Here is a 16,369-nt window from a genome sequence, read left to right on the forward strand (position 1 = left end):
AACCATGTCGCAATACTTTTCCGAAGAACGCTCGGTCGAGACGGTCAACGCCCGGATGGGAGCGGGTGTCGACCCGCGCCTGGCCGAGGTCATGGCCTGCCTGGTCAAGCACCTGCACGCCTTCGCCAAGGAGATCCAACTGACCCAGGCGGAATGGGACAGGGGCATCGACTTCCTGACCGGGACCGGCCAGATCTGCTCGGCCGAGCGGCAGGAGTTCATCCTGCTGTCGGACGTGCTGGGCTTTTCCATGCTGGTCGATGCGATCAACAACCGCCGGCCCGAGGGCGCGACCGAGAACACCGTCTTCGGCCCCTTCCATGTCGAGGACGCCCCGGTCCGCGCAATGGGCGACACCATCTGCCTTGACGGCAAGGGCGAGCCCTACCTGTTCGAGGGCCGGGTGCTGGACCTTGACGGCAAGCCGATCGAGGGGGCCTGCGTCGATGTCTGGTCCGACAATGCCGAGGGCTTCTATGACGTGCAGCAGCCGGGCATCCAGCCGAAATGGAACAACCGGGGTCGCTTCTACACTGGAGCGGACGGGGCCTATGCCTTCCGGGGGATCAAGCCGACCTCCTATCCGATCCCGGACGACGGGCCGGTGGGCAAGATGCTGGCGCATCTCCGCCGCCACCCCTACCGCCCGGCGCACATGCATTTCCTCGTGACCGCTCCGGGCTTCCAGCGGCTGGTGACGCATACCTTCGTCGGCGGCGACAGCTACCTGGACAGCGACGCGGTCTTCGACGTGAAGGATAGCCTGGTCGCCCCCTTCGAGAGGCTGGAGGGCAAGGACACCGCCTGGCGCTCGCCCTTCGATTTCATCCTGACCGCGGTGTAGGGGCGCAAGATGCCGAACGTGAAGATCTACGTCGACGACGGCCTGTATCCGGTGCTGCGCGCGCCGCTGCTCAAGGCGCTGGGGCCGATCCGCGACATGCTGGCGGCAGAGCTGGCGGTCGAGCTTCCCGCCTTCCAGTTCGCGGTGATGCCGGTTGCGGCGATGCCCGACCTGCCGCGCGTCAATGTCGAGATGGCGATCCTGCCCCGCCCCGAGCGGACCCGCGAGCTGATCCTGGCGGTTTGCGGCAAGCTGCGGGCGATGGTCGAGGCGGCCACCGGAACCCATGTCGCGGTCCGGTCCAGCGCGCTTGATCCCGAAAGCTACATCGCCCTGAAATAGCGCAGACCGCACCCCGCGCTTGCCGGGAAGGACGGTAACACCCATTGCTACGCCAGCGACCTGGCGCATTTCCACAAGCAGTTCCGATCCGTTCCGCTGCCTGGTCTACATGCCCTGCGGCACGCGATTTTCCAGGAGGCACTGGTCGCGGCATATCACCACCCAATCCTGAAAGGCTTCGCAGAACGCGGTCGCAAGGCAGGTAACCACACAAGGGCATCATCACCACTGTCGCCAGGAAGTGGTCACCGCCGCAAACGCGTTGTGCAAAACCGTCAGAAACGGGCGCCCCCAACGACCTGACAGATACAGCTGCTCACCTTGCGGCGGACAAAGCCGATGCCGAGGTGGAACCGCCCATCAGATTTCAGGGGTGGCGGAATGGCCGGCGCATGGCCCGAAGCGGGAAGCGGCGGTTCGGTGCGGCATGTCCCGGCTCGCCGCCAGCGCGGCGGCGAAGGTGCGCCAGACCGAGGTCGAGATGCCGGCGGGCCGGTTCTCCTCCAGAATCGCCATGATCGCCGCCGTGCCTTCGCGGATGCTGCCGTCGGGGCGCACCGCGATCACGCTGTCGTGGTGGCGCAGCAACCGCAGCAGGGCATCGAGCACGTCGATCCGGCCCGCCAGCACCTCCATATCCATCTGGTGGTAGACGCAGACATTCACCGCCGGGCCCCGCCCGAACACCCGGCGCAGCGCGGGGTTGGAGGCGGCGCACCATTCCTCTTCATAGTCGATCTCGGCATCGGGATTGACGACCCACCGCATCACTGCCGAGCAGTCCGCAATGATCAGGCCATAGGGCGCCTCGCCGATCGCGTCCCGGCGCTGCATCGCCTCGCGCTCCAGAGCGGCGACGATGCGCGCGCCATCCAGGGTCATGTCCGGGTAGGGCTCGGCGCTGAACGGCCAGTTCCAGGCATGGAATCCCTCGGCGGCGGCAGCCTTCACCGCCGGATCCTCGATGCAAAGCCAATCCGCCACCCGTTCCCCGAAGATCCGCGGCGCCAGCGCGCCGAGTTCGTCGCGCCGTCGGTCGAGCCGGTAGAGCAGGACGTGATCGCAGCAGTGATGCCCCGCAGTTGCCTCGGCCCGCGCGGCGGGAATCCAGTCCAGTCCCAGCACTTCGCACAGCCGCTCGGCCACGGTGGCCGAGATCTGCGGCGGCCGCCCGGTGGCCGGGTTCCGGGCGACCTCGATCGAGGAAAGATAGCTCGGCGAGATCCCGACCCGGCCGGCCAGCTCGCGCAGGGGCAGGCGGTGCGCCTTCCGTCTTTCGCGCACCGCCTGTCCGAATTCGGTCAGTCTCTTGTCGTCGGTCTCGGCCATCGTCCCTCGTCTGTGTCGCCCGGCCCTTCTGCGCCCTGCCAGCGCCCCACGCTGAGCCGCGTCCCGATCAGACAGGCCACCGCGCCGACCAGGGCCGCCGGTATCGTTGCGCCAGTATACTGGAACAATGCGGCGTTCGGTAGAAAGGTCAGCGGATCGAGCACCGCTATACAGGTCAGCGATCCGGCCAGCAAGGCGGTGATCCCCGCCGGGCTGCAGCCCTTGGCATACCAGTAGCGCGAGCGCGCGTCGTAGCGGCAGAGCGAGGGCGGATGCAGGCTGTCGATCCGCCGCAAGAGGAAGAAATCGGTGATCTGTATAGCGATCATCGGCGCCAGCGTCCCCCCGATGATGGCCGGGAAGATCCCGACATTGTCGTGGAACGGCCCCGGGAACAGCAGCAGCACCGTCAGCGCGCCCGGCAGCGGCGGATTCCATCCCAGCCGCCGCGTCCGCGGCGAGAGCTGGCCGAAGCCCAGAGAGCCCATCGAGGGGACGATCGACGTGCTGACCCCGTCGACCATGCGGAACATCGCCCCCATACAGGCCCACCAGCTGAGGGTCGAGACGATCAGCAGTTCGAATCCCATCATGTGGTTCAGCGGGCTGGTCTCGGCATGGGCCAGCGCCTCGATGATGTCCTCCTCGGCGCTCCGGTCTGCGCCGGTGCCGCTTCGCGCGCCATGTCGTGCTGATAGGCCATGGCAATCCCTCTCTCCTCCTGTCCTGCGGCCGTCCTCTTGCCGCGACGCGTTCCCACAGGCAAAGCGTCAGGCGGGAGAAGATTCCTGTAAAGAGAAATAATCATATAGTCATAAAGGAATCAATGGACATGAGTCGCGCGGCCCGCCTAGACTTCCCCTCAGCCCCCGGGTGGGCGGCAACCACAAAAACAGGGAAGGAAACAGAATGGCTGGACCGACAAGAACCGTCGTGGCGGATTTCGAGGAACCGGGCTGGGACTACGGCATCATGCGCTCGCCCTACCACGCGTTCCACCGGGCGAACGGCGCGAAGTTCTGCGTCTACAACGGCAGGCTGATGCCGGTCTCGCAGAGGATCGACCGGCTGGACGGCTATCGCGTCCTGCGCCAGGCCGCGGGCCTGTTCGACACCGGCGAGCGCCCGATCGCGATCGAGGGGCCGGATGCGCTGGCGCTGTGCAACAAGGTCTTTGCGCGCGACATCTCGAAGGTGAAGCCGGGCCGCGCAACCTATGGGCTGCTGCTCTACCCCGATGGCGGGATTCTCTGCGATGGCGTGCTGATGCGGCTGGCCGAGGATCGGTTCTGGTATGTCCAGGCGGACGGGCCGGTCTATTCCTGGCTGGTCGCCCATGCCCAGGGGCTGAACGTCAGGATCGGCGATCCGCGCTCCTGGGTGGCCCAGGTCCAAGGGCCGCGCGCGCTCGACGTGCTGGCCGCCGCCTGCGATGCCCCGCTGACCGAACCCTTCGGCTATTTCGGCGTGACCACCGCCACGATGGGCGGGCAGAAGGTCATCCTCTCGCGCACCGGCTGGACCGCCGAGGTGGGCTGGGAATTCTACACCCTGCCCGACGCGCCGGGCTATGACGGCGAGGCGCTCTGGCACCACATCCTCAAGGCCGGCGAGCCCTTCGGCATGAAGGTCTGCGCGCTCGACAGCATGGACATCCGCCGCATCGAGGCCGGGATCCTGAACAATGTCTCGGACATGGACGAGACGATGAATCCCTTCGAGGCCGGGCTTGGCGCGTTCATCAAACTGGACGGCCCGGACTTCATCGGAAAATCGGCGCTGGTGAGCGCGCCGCGCGGCGTGCGGGTCCACGGGCTGCGCTGCACCACCGGCGAGCCGCTGATCGGCGGCGAGCTGCGCGCGGGCGGGCGCCGCATCGGCATGGTCTCGGCCGCGGCCTGGAGCCCGCTTTACGACGCGGGCGTCGCCATCATCCGTCTCGACCGTGCCGGGGATGTCGAGGCGCGCGAGGTTTCGGTCCAGTGCCGCGACCTGTCCTTCCAGCAGGCGACCATCGTGCCGATGCCGATGTATGATACCGACAAGCGCATCCCGCGCGGCCAGGATACGGAAATTCCGCAATTCGGTTTGGCCGGGCAGCTGGCCTGATCGACGGGGGCGCCTCTCCTGCGCCCCCTCTTCCCTCTATCCGGCTGCGTCCCGCCGCCCTTCGCTTCGGTGCATCGGAAAATAGCATCTGCCAGGTCTCTTTCGGCAGGTAGGGGAACGATCGTCTTGCCATGCACCTGCAGCATCCGCCTCCGAGCCTTGCATGTGAATCTTCGCAACCCGATCCTTGCAGAACCTTCGAAGCGATCAGAGTGCAGGCTCGACGGCCTCTACTGCTTGGTCTCCTTCCAGATTGGCAACCCTCACGGCGACAGATCGACATTCACCCCAGCGGCGCAAAATTTCTTCGAGATATTTCAGGGATTTAAGTGGTGCCCAGAGCCGGAATCGAACCAGCGACACGCGGATTTTCAATCCGCTGCTCTACCAACTGAGCTATCTGGGCACGCTTTGGTGGGCGGGTGATACCCAAGGTGCGGGGGGCTGTCCAGAGGGAAAACGCCGCTAATGCGCCTTTGGTGGGGCGGGGGTGTCACCGGGATCCTCGGGCTCGTCCTCGGAGGCGGCGGGGATGCGGTAGCCTTCGGCCAGCCAGCGGCCGAGGTCCACGTCGGCGCAGCGGCGCGAGCAGAAAGGGCGGTAGGCGGGGCTGGCGGGCTTGCCGCAGATCGGGCAGCTCATGACCGGGACCGGGGCAGCACCTCGGCCAGCGGCAGGCGGTCGCGCTTGCGGGTCAGCTCGTGCAGGCCGAGCGTGGTCCAGCCGGCAAGGTTCACCTCGCTGTCGCCCTTGAAGGCGGCCTTCAGCACCTGGTCCAGGATGCTGCGATCGCGTTTCGGCATCGGGGCGAAATCCACCACCACCTGACCGCCAAGGCCGCGCAGGCGCAACTGGCGCGGCAGGTCGCGGGCGGCGGCTATATTGGCCTTTAGGCTCGCGGCGGGCGAGGTGTCGGGGCCGGTGTTCACATCCACTGCAACCAGCGCGCGGGTCGGCTCGATTAGCATGGAGGCCCCTCCCTCCAGCGCGACGCGGGGGCTGCGCAGCGCCTCCAGCGCCTCGGTCACGCCATGGCGGTCGAAGCTGCCGGGCGCGGTGTCGGCCTCGTCCACGGCGGGGTCCAGCCAGTCGCGGAAGGCGAGGTCATGCGCGCCCGGCCCGTCCACCAGAAGCTCGGGCCCGCCGGTCAGGTCGGCCAGCACCGCCTCGGCCAGGCCGCGCATCGCGGCGATGTCCTCGGCGATGGCCTCCTCTCCGGCCGTCTCGCAGCCCGAGCGCAGGATCAGGCCCAGCCGGTCGGAGGCCCCGGCCATCCCGGCCTCGGCCAGCGCGGAAAGGTCGGCGCGCAGTTCCTCGTCGCGGATCCGGCGCGAGATGTTCAGGCCGGGGGCGTCCGGCGTCACGATGGCGAAGCGCGACTTGAACAGAAGCCGCGTGGTCACCGGCAGCGCCTTGCCCGGTTCCGCCGGGCCGGTGACCTGCACCAGCAGCCGCTGGCCCGGCGCTACGCCCGAGATCTGGCGCAGGAAGCCCGAGCCTTGCGGCAGCTTGACGAAGATGCCGCCCTGCCCCTTCACCGGCCGGTCGGCGACCGCGCGGAAGATCGCCCCGGGAAGGACCACATCGCCCACCGGATCGACCACCAGTTCCTCAAGCCGGCCGTCGACCATCAGCGCGGCGGCTTCCTGACCGTCGATCTCGTCCAGGACCAGCACGCGACCCTTCATTCCTGCCTCCAGACCGGATAGCCCACGGCGGCCAGAAGCGCCGCCGTCTCGGCCACCGGCAGCCCCATGATTGCGGTGAAACTGCCCGAGATCCACGGGATGAAGGCCCCGGCGAGACCCTGGATCCCGTAGCCCCCGGCCTTGCCCTGCCAGTCGCCGCTGGCGAGATAGGCGTTCAGCTCGGCGTCGGAAAGCCGCTTCATCTTGACCGCGCTCAGGCTTTCGCGGGTCAGCACCCGCTCGCCCCGGCGGACGGCGATGGCGGTGATCACCTGGTGCCGCCGGCCGCCGAGCAGGGTCAGGAACTCGGCCGCCTGGCCCGCGTCCCCGGGCTTGCCCAGGATGCGGCGGCCCATGGCCACGGTCGTGTCGGCACAAAGAACCACATCCTCGGGCCCGGCCGGGACGGCCAGTGCCTTTTCCCGCGCCAGTCGCATGGCATAGGGGCGGGGAAGCTCTCCCTTGCGGGGGTCTTCGTCGATGTCGGGGGGGAGGATCAGGTCGGGCACGATCCCCAGTTGCGCCAGCAATTCCTTGCGGCGCGGGCTGCCCGATCCCAGGATCAGGCGCAATTTACTTGAAGCGATAGTTGATGCGGCCCTTCGACAGGTCGTAGGGGGTCATCTCGACCTGAACCTTGTCGCCGGCCAGGACCCGGATGCGGTTCTTGCGCATCTTGCCTGCCATGGTCGCGATCAGTTCATGGCCGTTCTCGAGCTCGACCTTGAATGTCGCGTTGGGCAGGAGTTCCTTCACGACACCGGGGAATTCGAGAATGTCTTCCTTGGCCATGGTCTCTCCAATATGGCAGGGCCCGCGGGGGACCGCAGGCTTCTGCTGGCGATATGCCCCCGATGGGGTTCGATTTCAAGGGGATTCTGGCCGCCGGGCGTTACAGGGCCCGCATCCAGAACTGCAGCGGCTTCTCGCTTTCCTCGCTGTCGCCGAGGTCCTTCCAGCTGAACCGGGCCACCACGCCCGGCAGCGGCTCGTATCCCCTGCCCCGCCAGAAGGCGTCGTTCGTCCGCGCGGCGGCGGGGCGGGCGGGATGGTCCTCGGGGCGGATCACCGAGCAGAAGGCGACATGGCTGCGGCCAAGGGCGCGGGCATGGGCCTCGCGCAGGTCGATGAAACGGTGACCGAGGCCGAGGCCCCGGTAAGGCCGCAGGAGCACCGATTCCGCGCCGTAGAGGATCCGTTCCGGCGCGATGCCGAGGGCGCGGAAGGGCGCGGAAAACTCGGGCGCGTGATCCTCCATCGGCGTCGAGGTCGAGGCGCCGATCAGGCGGCCGTCGTGGAAGGCCCCGACCAGAAGCGCGCCGGGATTGTCGCGGTAGCTGTCGAGATACTGCCGCTCGTACTCCAGCGTGCCGTCGTAGAGATAGGGCCAGTCGCGGAAGACGGTGATGCGCAGCCGGGCCACCTCGTCCAGCGCGGCCTCCAGCTCGGCCCCGCGAAGGGCGCGGACGTCGATCTCGTCGATGTTCACCGGCTTACCTGCTGGATCCAGTCGTTGAGGTTGTAGAAGGTGGTGATGCGGGAGATCAGGCCGTCGCGGATCTCGAAGAAGCCGCCGGCGGGCAGGAGGTAGCTCTGGCCCTTCGCCTCGGGCAGGCCGGGGTCGGTCTTGAGATATTCGCCATGGACCATGAACTCGGCCGCGCCGCGGGTGCCCTCGTCATTGGCGAAGATCACCATGTCCTTGAGTTGCTCGCGGTAGCTGACGCCCATGTGGCCGCAGAATTCGGCGAACTTCTCCTTGCCGATCCGGTGGCCGGCCTCGTTCACCCGGTGCTCGATGTCGTCGGTCAGGCAGGCGAGCATCCCCCGCGCGTCGCCGGCATTGAAGGCGTCGTAATAGCGGCGGATCAGGGCAAGGGCGTCGGTGCGGGTCATGGCGGTTTCCTTTCGCGGGGGGAGAGTAGCCGGGTGGCCGGGGGTTTCCAAGCCGGAGGGGACGGATTGCGGCCCGAAAGCGACCTGCGGGAGTGCCCGCGCGCGGGCGGGCGGGCGGATGCTGCAAGATCAAGGAGTTGCGGTGTCGCGTCAAGGAACTGGAAAGGAGCCGGAGGGAGGGGCCCGATGAACCCGGCCCGGTCCCGGCGGGGGCGTAGGGTGGGCAATATTGCCCAGCTTACGCGGGATCGGCATCGGAACCGGCACCGTCGCCGGTCTCGGCGGGGGGGCCGAAGCGGGCCAGCATCCGGTCGCGGATCTGGTCGCGGGCCTGGCGGTAGGCGGCAAGCTTGGCCTCGCGCGTCTCGCCAAGGCCGGTGGGATCGAGGATCGGCCAATATTCGATGTCGAGGTGATGAAAGCGCGTCAACTCCAGCGCCATGCGCTGCGAGGCGGGCGAGAGGGCGACGATCAGGTCGTATTGCGACAGGTCGTCGCCCCAGTCGCGCATTTCCTCGAAGCTGCGCGAGCGGTGGCGGGCAAGCTCGATCCCCAGTTCCTTGCAGACCGCGACGGTGAAGCCGTCGATCTCCATGTCGTTCTTCACCCCGGCCGACTGCACATAGGCGCGCTGGCCGTAGAGCTTTTTCATCAGGCCCTCCGCCATGGGCGAGCGGACGGCATTGTGATCGCAACAGAACAGCACCGATTGCGGAAAGTCGCCCAAGCTTCAGCCCCAGTGCAGGACACAGATCAGGGTGAAGAGACGCCGCGCGGTGTCGGTGTCGATCTCGGCCTTGCCCGAGAGCCTTTCGCGCAGGATCGACGCGCCTTCGTTGTGGATGCCGCGCCGCGCCATGTCGATGGCCTCGATCTGGCTGGGCGGCAGGCGCTTCACCGCGTCGAAATAGCTTTCGCAGATCTGGAAATAATCCTTCACCACCTGGCGGAAGGGACCGAGCGACAGATGGAACTCCGCCGCCTTCGCCCCGTCCTCGGTGGCGATGTCGAAGACCAGCCGCCCCTCGCGGATCGCCAGATGCAGCCGGTAGGGGCCGCGCGGCAGCTCGCGCTCGGTCCGGGGCGGCAGGGCGAAGGAGTTCTCCTCGAGCAGGTCGTAGATCGCGACGCGGCGTTCCTGCTCGATTTCCGGCGTGGGCCGGGCCAGGCCGTTTTCGTCGATCTCGATCTGGCAAAGGCGGTTCATGGCAAGGCATCCCCAGAGTTCCGCCCCTGATGCCCGACCTTTGGGCCATGGGTCAAGCGCGATGGCCGGGATCGGGCGTAGGGTGCGCTACAGCGCACCTTATCCGTTCAGCCGGTCAAGCCGCGCCCGGACCGAAAGCCCATGTGCCTGCAGGCTTTCGCTGGTCGCCAGTCGTTCGGCGGCGGGGCCGATCGCTTTCAGCGCCTCGGGCGTCATCTTCGCCAGCGTGGTGCGCTTCAGGAAGTCGAGCGCGGAGAGCCCCGAGGAGAAGCGGGCCGAACGGGCGGTGGGCAGCACATGGTTCGGGCCGCCGACATAGTCGCCGATGGCCTCGGGCGTGTACTGGCCAAGGAAGATCGCGCCGGCATGGGTGATCTCGCGGGCAAGGCCCTCGGGGTCGGGCACGCAGAGCTCCAGGTGTTCCGGGGCGACGCGGTTGGAGAGGCGGGCTGCCTCGGAAAGGTCGCGGGCAACGATCACCGCCCCGTTCGTCGCCCAGGAGGCCCCGGCGATGGCGCGGCGCTCCAGCGCCTCCAGCCGTCTGGCGACGGCTTTCGCCACCGCCTCGCCGAAAGCGGCGCTGTCGGTGACCAGGATCGACTGCGCGCTTTCGTCGTGTTCGGCTTGGGAGAGGAGGTCGAGCGCGATCCAGTCGGGATCGTTGTCGGCGTCGGCGATGACCAGGATTTCCGAGGGACCGGCGATCATGTCGATGCCGACGCGGCCGAAGACCCGGCGCTTGGCGGCGGCGACGAAGGCGTTGCCAGGGCCGGTGATCTTGTCGACCGGGGCGATGGTCCCGGTCCCGTAGGCCAGGGCCGCGATCGCCTGCGCGCCGCCGATGCGGTAGACGGTGTCGACCCCGGCGATGCGGGCGGCGAGAAGGACGAGGGGGTTCACCTTGCCATCCGGCGTCGGGCAGGCGATGACGAGGCGTTCGACGCCCGCGACCTTGGCCGGGATCGCGTTCATCAGCACGCTGGAGGGATAGGAGGCCAGCCCGCCGGGGACATAAAGCCCGGCGGCGGAAACCGGGGTCCAGCGCCAGCCGAGCATGGCGCCGGCGCTGTCGGTCCAGCTTTCGTCCTGCGGCTTTTGCCGCGCGTGGTAGGCGCGGATCCGCTCGGCCGCGAGTTCGAGGGCGTCGCGGTCCTCGGGCCGGACCTTGGCGATCTCGGCGTCGATCTCGGCCGGGGAGAAGGCGAGGGTCTCCGATGTCAGCGCCAGGCGGTCGAAGCGTTGGGTGAGCTCGATCACCGCCTGGTCGCCGCGGGCCCGGACATCGGCGATGATCGCGGCGACGGCCTGGTCGACATCCTCGGCCTCCTCGCGCTTCTGGCCGAGAAGGGTCTGGAAGGCGGCCTCGAAGCCTGCGTCGGCAGTGTTCAGGAATACGGGCATCGGAGCCTCCGGGCTGGTCGGGCGTCAGATAACGCGGCGGGACCGCGGGCTCAAGGCCGATGGCGGGACGGCGGAGGCCGGGCGCGATTTCTTCGAAGAAATCGCCTCGGAGCCTTTTAAGGCTCCGGTCCGGAATTTCTCGAATTCCGGTCGCGTGGTCAGTCGTGGTGCGGCGCCTTGCCCGAGGGTGCGCGGTAGGGCCGGGTCACGTCGTCCAGCCGCACCTCCAGCGCCTCGACGTCAAGGGCGACGGCCCCATCGCCGGCAAGGGTCAGCACCAGGCGGCCGGTGCCGTCTTCGCCGGGCGCGAACTCCATGGACAGAAGCGACAATACGAGGTCACTTTCAGCCCGGTCGAAGCCCATGCTTTGCACTTTTCGCACATCTTCCACCACCATGACCGAGCGGACACGCTCATAGGCGCGGCCCAGCCGTTCGGCCTCGTCCCGGTCCTCCCAGCGGAAGCGGTTCAGCATCAGCGCAAATCGGCGATGCCTTGCGTCGAACTTCAGCCCGGTCACCGGGAGGACGGCGTCCTGCACCAGGGCCGAGATCACCTTCAGATCCTCGCCGTCCCGGGCCACCAGCCGCAGGGGTGCCTCGCCGCCGTCCTGGAACCGGGCGTCGCTCATGCCTGGATCCGCTCGATATGCGCCCCGCAGGCGCGGAGCTTCTCCTCGACCCGCTCATAGCCGCGATCGAGGTGGTAGACGCGCGAGACGATGGTCTCGCCTTCCGCCGCCAGCCCGGCCAGGATCAGCGAGACGCTGGCCCGCAGGTCGGTCGCCATCACCGGCGCCCCTTTCAGCTTTTCCACCCCGCTTACGGTCGCGGTGCCGCCATGGACCTCGATCTTCGCACCCATGCGCAGCAGCTCGGGCGCGTGCATGAAGCGGTTCTCGAAGATCTTCTCCTCAAGGACCGAGGTGCCCTCGGCGGTGCAGAGAAGCGCCATCATCTGGGCCTGAAGGTCGGTGGGAAAGCCGGGGAAGGGCTCGGTCGTGACATCCACCGCCCGGACCCGGCCGTTCCTGCGCGAGACCTTCAGGCCGCGGTTGGTCTGGGTGACGGAGACCCCGGCCGCGTCCAGCTTCTCGGCGAAGCTTTCCACCAGGTCCAGTGTGCCGCCGATGCATTCCACCTCGCCGCCGCAGATCGCGGGGACCAGCATGTAGGTGCCCAGCTCGATCCGGTCGGTGACCACCTGGTGCGTGGCGCCGCCCAGCCGGTCGGTGCCCTCGATGGTGATGGTGGAGGTCCCCTCGCCCTCGATCTTCGCGCCCATCTTCTTCAGGCAGCGGGCGAGGTCGACGATCTCGGGTTCGCGCGCGGCGTTCTTCAGGACGGTGGTGCCCCTGGCCAGGGTCGCGGCCATCAGCGCATTTTCCGTGGCCCCGACCGAGACGAAGGGAAACTCCACCACCGCGCCCTTCAGCCGCCCGCCGGGCGCGCGCGCATGGACATAGCCGTCGCGCAGGTCGAGGTCGGCGCCCATCGCCTCCAGCGCCTTCAGGTGCAGGTCGACGGGACGCGCGCCGATGGCGCAGCCGCCCGGCAGCGAGACGACCGCATGGCCGTAGCGGGCAAGCATCGGGCCCAGGACCAGGATCGAGGCGCGCATCTTGCGGACGATGTCATAGTCCGCCGTGTGATTGGTGATCGAATGCGAGGAGAGCGCCAGCACCAGCCCGTCCTGCAGGCTGGCCACTTCCGCGCCAAGCGACTGCAGAAGCTGGGTCATGGTGCGGATGTCCGAGAGGCGCGGCGCGTTGGTCAGCGTCAGCGGCTCGTCCGACAGAAGCGTCGCTGGCATCAGCGTCAGGCAGGCGTTCTTCGCCCCGGCGATCGGGATCGCCCCCGACAAGGCCCCGTTGCCGCGCACCAGAATCGAATCCATCTGCCCTAGTCCCTTTCGCTGTCGCCGGCCGCGTCTTCGGCGGTCCGAGCCTTTGCCTGTGCCTTCCGCCGCGCCATATTGGCCTTGAGCGCCGCTTTCAGCCGGTCTTCCCGGCTGGGGGGGCGTTCAGGTTTCCGGGCCTTTTCGCTGTCAGGCGGGTCCGAGGGGCTGCGCATGGTCAAGGCTTCTACCGCAAGGGCGCGGATGGGTCCAGAGAGGGACGGGATTCCCGCCGAAACCCCCTTGCGCCCCGTTCCGATTGCGTCTATCTCCCCCGCCAGCAACGGCGCTGCAGTAGCTCAGTGGTAGAGCACTCCCTTGGTAAGGGAGAGGTCGAGAGTTCAATCCTCTCTTGCAGCACCATAAATCCAATGACTTAGCTGAAAAGATGCACCGGCGGGATCGCGCTGGGGTTCCGATTGGGTGCGGATAAGATTGCGATTCCTATCAGCGGCGGAAATCCGTCACGCGCACGTCGCAAATCCATCGCGGTGATGTTGGCACGGATCAGGGGTTGGTTCTGCCGGGTCTGGTTCCAACTGCCGCCAGCATTCCGCGAGCCGCTGCTCTCGAAACTCGCTTCTTCCAGGTATTTCTCAGGCGCGCCGGTTCAAGGCCTCGACCGCGCTGCGCTGGTGGTTGGGACTGTGATGGCCATAGACGCTCTCGATCGTCTGGGTTGAGGTCGAGAAATAGCCAGCCACGGCCCAGAGATCGCCGCCCTTCTGCAGGGCCCAGGAAATGGCGGTATGCTTCAGAGTGTGGGGGGTGACATCCGAGAGATCGATGCTGATTCCCTTGGTTCGCGCGAGTTCTTGCGCCAGCCTGGTGGCGTTCTCAAACCCCTTCCTGATGTCCCCTACCCTTCTCCCCTGATAATCTTCCACGACGTACTTCCGACCGTTTCTCGCCTGCCTGCGGAGATGGGCGAGGTATTTGGCCGGAAGCCTGGCCGTGCCCTGCCGCTTCTTGGTCATGACCTTGCCCGCGGGCTTGCGGTAGAGAAGGCCCTGCACCGTGTCGACATGCCCCCCGGAGAGAGAGGGGGCGTTGATCCGCATCGCGAGGATCGTCGACTTCCGGGAACCGGTATACAGCCCGTGCAGGATGAAGTCGGTCAGGTGCTTGCCGGTGACGTTCAGGGACCGGGCCGCCTTGAGGAGCCAGGCAGCCTCCTGTCTTGTGAGCCAACGCTCCTTCGCAGGCGGCTGGGCCGGCAGAACCACCCGCGCCGCAGAGGTGAGCTTGCCTTCCTTGAAGCAATAGTTGATCGCGGCTTGCAACACGTTCAACTCGCGACGGACGGTGCCGGGAGAGGCCGGGTGGCCGAATTTGGTCGTCCGGGACTTGGCATAGGCCCGGCAGGTGCTGCCGGATACTTCGGAGACTCGGCGGCCGCTCCAGAACTGGAGCAGCGCACCCATGGCGTAGCCAATGGTGGCCGGAGCCGCGACATGCATGGCATGCTCTTCGGCGTAGATGACGAAGCAGTCATCGATATACATATCCTGTGCCGAGACCGGCCCGGTGGACCGATATTTTTCGCCAATGTATCGGGCAAGTTTTTCTTCGGCCTGCTGGCGATCAACTGTGCCGCAGGAGAAGCGGGTTGCTCCGTCCCGGATTTCCCAGAAGGAGTCGCGGCCCTCTGCAGATCGGTCCCGCCAGAATAGCCTGGCGCCTTTGGCCTTCCGTGGCATTGCCGAACGAACTCCTCTGCTTCATCCAAGCGCAGGGTTTGGCCGATCCTGAGGGTCGTCGCATCCTGAGCGTTCAGTTCCGCGAGGGCCTGCTCGAATGTCAAGCGTTTCGGATGTATAGCCCGGCCCTTGGCTCTGACACACCTGAAGTTTCGCACATCTCAATCATCTTACCGAAGGTTCAGGTTTTTCCGACTACATCGGTGAGGAGGTTTACCCAGCGGGCAGAGGCTGCGGCCGGTGAGAAGTCCTGATCCAGCCGCTGGCGCGCGGTCTGTCCGGTGCGCTTCGCGAGGGAGGGGTCCGACAGCAGGCGGTCAAGCCGCTCGGCCATGGCTGCCGTGTCACCTGGCGCTACCAGCCATCCGGTCACGTCGTTCTTGACCAGGACGTCCATGCCGGGGATGCGGTAGGCGATCACCGGAAGGGAGCCGGCCATTGCCTCCATCACCGATTTGCTCAGGCCCTCGGGATGGGTCGACGGAAACAGGAAGGCGCGTGCCCCGCGCAGCCGCATGGGCAGGTTCTCATTCCGCTCGGGGCCGGGCATGAGGAAGCGGTCAGACATGCCCTTTTCCTTGGCAAGGGCCATCAGGCGACCGGCAAGTTTGTCCGACACGGGACCGATCGCCTCGATCACGGCGGTCGGGTGGCGCAGGCGGGCCAGGATGTCGATGAAGTCAAGCGCGCCCTTGTCAGTTGTCAGTCGCCCGACGAACACGATCCGGGGCGGATCCTCCGGTGGCGCGTCGCCGGACGTGGCGGGCCAGGGTTCCAGGTCAAATCCGTAGGGAATGTAATCGGTGTTCGGCGGGTTCCACCAGTAGACCCGGCGCAAGGCCCGGGCCAGCGCCGGCGAATTGCAGACGACGACGCTCGCCCGTTGGAGACAGTCCCGGTACCGGCGGTCAAGCGGCAGGCGCAGGAGGGCCAGGGGCCTGGCAAGCGCCGCGGCCTGGCCGGGCAGCCTGCGCTCCAGCTGGTGCAGCCAGAGCGGATAGGTTCCCTCATGCGCGATGACGGGCAACCGACCGGCGGCGCTGCTGAGGTGGTGGAAGCCCCAGGTCGCCGCGCCTCGTCCAAAGACGAGGTCAAAGGGGCCCTGTCGGTGCAGGTCATCGAAGGTCCGGGCGCTGGCACGCCAGAACCTGTCGTCCAGGCTGCCCGGCGTCGTGCCTGAAAGGAAGTGAATGGTGGCGTGGTCCGTCTCCTGCACTTGCCCGCCTCCGCCCGGCAGCGCCGTCGACAGCATGGTCACGTCATGCCCAAGCTCCCGGAAGACCTTGCCCAGCAGCCCATGCACCGGCGGGGCATAGGCCCGGTGCTGCGGGGTCAGACGCGAGAACATGCAGATTCGCATTTCGCTCTTGCTTTCGTAAAATTGTTTCGGCAGTTCACCGGGAAGGTCGTCGGGGCTTGCCCACGGGTCAAGCCGAAACTGGACCGACCTTCGTGACGGCCTTGGGCAGACGCAGCGGTTGGTAGCCGGAAATGATAGGTTCGGTAAATCTACTTGGTCCGGGACAGCGGTGAGATGACTGAACTCAACTGCATCTGTCTCAAATACGGGACGGCCTACGGCCCTGAATACGTCAACCGCCTTCATGCGGCGCTGCTCCGCAACACCACAAAGGACCTTCGCCTTTTCTGCATGACCGATGACCCGGCGGGAATCGACCCGCGGGTCGAGCTGCTGGATCTCCCGAATGAGCCTTTCGCGGAGCGGATGGACCGGGCCATGCGCTCGGCCCCGAAACAGGGACGGCTCAAGAAGATCAGCCTGTTCCGGCCGGGTCTCATTCCCGATCTGACCGGCCCGCTCCTGGTGCTAGGCTCCAGACTCATTGAGTTTCAGAGCCAGAACATGACGGTTGCTGCGAGGGCGATAGCGGAGAAGAAGGTTTCCGGGCATCTGTCGTATCGGGTGGCAACGCGTCTCCAGTCCTTCAGCCGGCC

At 67.0% G+C, this 16,369-nt stretch carries 18 protein-coding genes, 2 tRNA genes and 1 pseudogene; 4 read left to right on the plus strand and 17 right to left on the minus strand.

The genetic code is table 11. The features are described 5' to 3' along the window. Window positions 1-4 precede the first annotated feature (4 nt). Both I7S92_RS03095 and I7S92_RS03100 read left to right on the plus strand, forming a co-directional pair. Entirely contained in the window at window positions 5-844 is an 840-nt protein-coding gene (locus tag I7S92_RS03095; RefSeq protein ID WP_197642005.1) for an intradiol ring-cleavage dioxygenase, read from the plus strand. A 9-nt stretch (window positions 845-853) separates the two neighbouring features. Next, the gene (locus I7S92_RS03100) at window positions 854-1,186 is read left to right on the plus strand and encodes a hypothetical protein (protein WP_197642006.1); all 333 of its coding nucleotides are present in this window, start codon (window positions 854-856) and stop codon (window positions 1,184-1,186) included. A gap of 360 nt (window positions 1,187-1,546) precedes the next feature. On the opposite strand, the gene I7S92_RS03105 is transcribed toward I7S92_RS03100, so the two are convergent. Continuing rightward, window positions 1,547-2,515 carry a helix-turn-helix domain-containing protein gene (locus I7S92_RS03105; protein WP_197642007.1) on the minus strand — a complete coding sequence of 323 codons (969 nt, stop codon included), beginning with the start codon at window positions 2,513-2,515 and terminating at the stop codon, window positions 1,547-1,549. Next, on the minus strand, window positions 2,488-3,105 hold the full coding sequence (locus I7S92_RS03110; protein ID WP_197642008.1) for a hypothetical protein: 618 nt from the start codon (window positions 3,103-3,105) through the stop codon (window positions 2,488-2,490). The genes I7S92_RS03105 and I7S92_RS03110 overlap by 28 nt, the downstream gene beginning before the upstream one ends. A gap of 319 nt (window positions 3,106-3,424) precedes the next feature. Between I7S92_RS03110 and I7S92_RS03115 the strand changes: the two genes are divergently transcribed. Beyond that, window positions 3,425-4,624, plus strand: a complete 1,200-nt coding sequence (locus I7S92_RS03115; RefSeq protein WP_197642009.1) for an aminomethyl transferase family protein — start codon at window positions 3,425-3,427, stop codon at window positions 4,622-4,624. Between the two features lie 330 nt (window positions 4,625-4,954). Here the strand turns inward: I7S92_RS03115 and I7S92_RS03120 are convergent. The 12 genes from I7S92_RS03120 to murA all read right to left on the minus strand — a co-directional run bounded on the left by I7S92_RS03120 (window position 4,955) and on the right by murA (window position 12,713). Further along, a tRNA-Phe gene (locus I7S92_RS03120) sits at window positions 4,955-5,030 on the minus strand. 59 nt (window positions 5,031-5,089) lie between these two features. After that, window positions 5,090-5,266, minus strand: coding sequence for a DNA gyrase inhibitor YacG (locus tag I7S92_RS03125; protein WP_197642010.1), 177 nt, complete (start codon window positions 5,264-5,266; stop codon window positions 5,090-5,092). After that, on the minus strand, window positions 5,263-6,312 hold the full coding sequence (locus I7S92_RS03130; protein WP_197642011.1) for a ribonuclease E/G: 1,050 nt from the start codon (window positions 6,310-6,312) through the stop codon (window positions 5,263-5,265). The genes I7S92_RS03125 and I7S92_RS03130 overlap by 4 nt, the downstream gene beginning before the upstream one ends. After that, complete coding sequence (locus tag I7S92_RS03135) at window positions 6,309-6,884, minus strand: Maf family protein (protein WP_197642012.1); 576 nt, start codon at window positions 6,882-6,884, stop codon at window positions 6,309-6,311. Before I7S92_RS03135 ends, I7S92_RS03130 begins: the two co-directional genes overlap by 4 nt. Before the next feature lies 1 nt (window position 6,885). Further along, window positions 6,886-7,104, minus strand: coding sequence for a translation initiation factor IF-1 (gene infA, locus I7S92_RS03140; protein ID WP_050527196.1), 219 nt, complete (start codon window positions 7,102-7,104; stop codon window positions 6,886-6,888). A gap of 100 nt (window positions 7,105-7,204) precedes the next feature. Then, complete coding sequence (locus tag I7S92_RS03145; RefSeq protein WP_386003300.1) at window positions 7,205-7,801, minus strand: GNAT family N-acetyltransferase; 597 nt, start codon at window positions 7,799-7,801, stop codon at window positions 7,205-7,207. Continuing rightward, window positions 7,798-8,208 (minus strand): ketosteroid isomerase-related protein, encoded by a 411-nt coding sequence (locus I7S92_RS03150; protein ID WP_197642013.1) that lies wholly within the window; start codon window positions 8,206-8,208, stop codon window positions 7,798-7,800. The genes I7S92_RS03145 and I7S92_RS03150 overlap by 4 nt, the downstream gene beginning before the upstream one ends. Before the next feature lie 238 nt (window positions 8,209-8,446). Next, window positions 8,447-8,935 (minus strand): arsenate-mycothiol transferase ArsC, encoded by a 489-nt coding sequence (locus I7S92_RS03155; protein WP_197642014.1) that lies wholly within the window; start codon window positions 8,933-8,935, stop codon window positions 8,447-8,449. Window positions 8,936-8,938: 3 nt separating this feature from the next. Further along, a complete protein-coding gene (locus I7S92_RS03160) occupies window positions 8,939-9,415 on the minus strand; it encodes a UPF0262 family protein (RefSeq protein ID WP_197642015.1) in 477 nt (158 codons plus the stop codon). Window positions 9,416-9,514: 99 nt separating this feature from the next. Then, the gene (hisD, locus tag I7S92_RS03165; RefSeq protein WP_197642016.1) at window positions 9,515-10,816 is read right to left on the minus strand and encodes a histidinol dehydrogenase; all 1,302 of its coding nucleotides are present in this window, start codon (window positions 10,814-10,816) and stop codon (window positions 9,515-9,517) included. Between the two features lie 158 nt (window positions 10,817-10,974). Then, window positions 10,975-11,448: a DUF2948 family protein gene (locus tag I7S92_RS03170; protein ID WP_197642017.1), complete on the minus strand. Its 474-nt coding sequence runs from the start codon at window positions 11,446-11,448 to the stop codon at window positions 10,975-10,977. Further along, on the minus strand, window positions 11,445-12,713 hold the full coding sequence (murA, locus tag I7S92_RS03175; RefSeq protein ID WP_197642018.1) for a UDP-N-acetylglucosamine 1-carboxyvinyltransferase: 1,269 nt from the start codon (window positions 12,711-12,713) through the stop codon (window positions 11,445-11,447). The genes I7S92_RS03170 and murA overlap by 4 nt, the downstream gene beginning before the upstream one ends. A gap of 288 nt (window positions 12,714-13,001) precedes the next feature. Between murA and I7S92_RS03180 the strand changes: the two genes are divergently transcribed. Further along, window positions 13,002-13,076: transfer RNA gene (locus tag I7S92_RS03180), tRNA-Thr, on the plus strand. A 233-nt stretch (window positions 13,077-13,309) separates the two neighbouring features. Here the strand turns inward: I7S92_RS03180 and I7S92_RS03185 are convergent. The 3 genes and pseudogenes from I7S92_RS03185 to I7S92_RS03195 all read right to left on the minus strand — a co-directional run. Continuing rightward, the gene (locus I7S92_RS03185; RefSeq protein WP_197642019.1) at window positions 13,310-14,413 is read right to left on the minus strand and encodes a tyrosine-type recombinase/integrase; all 1,104 of its coding nucleotides are present in this window, start codon (window positions 14,411-14,413) and stop codon (window positions 13,310-13,312) included. 181 nt (window positions 14,414-14,594) lie between these two features. Beyond that, entirely contained in the window at window positions 14,595-15,761 is a 1,167-nt protein-coding gene (locus I7S92_RS03190; RefSeq protein WP_197642020.1) for a glycosyltransferase family 4 protein, read from the minus strand. Between the two features lie 503 nt (window positions 15,762-16,264). Next, window positions 16,265-16,369, minus strand: a pseudogene (locus I7S92_RS03195) (IS5/IS1182 family transposase); the annotation flags it as partial.

Origin of the sequence: Tabrizicola soli (assembly GCF_015999335.1) — a bacterium.
GTDB lineage: Bacteria > Pseudomonadota > Alphaproteobacteria > Rhodobacterales > Rhodobacteraceae > Tabrizicola > Tabrizicola soli.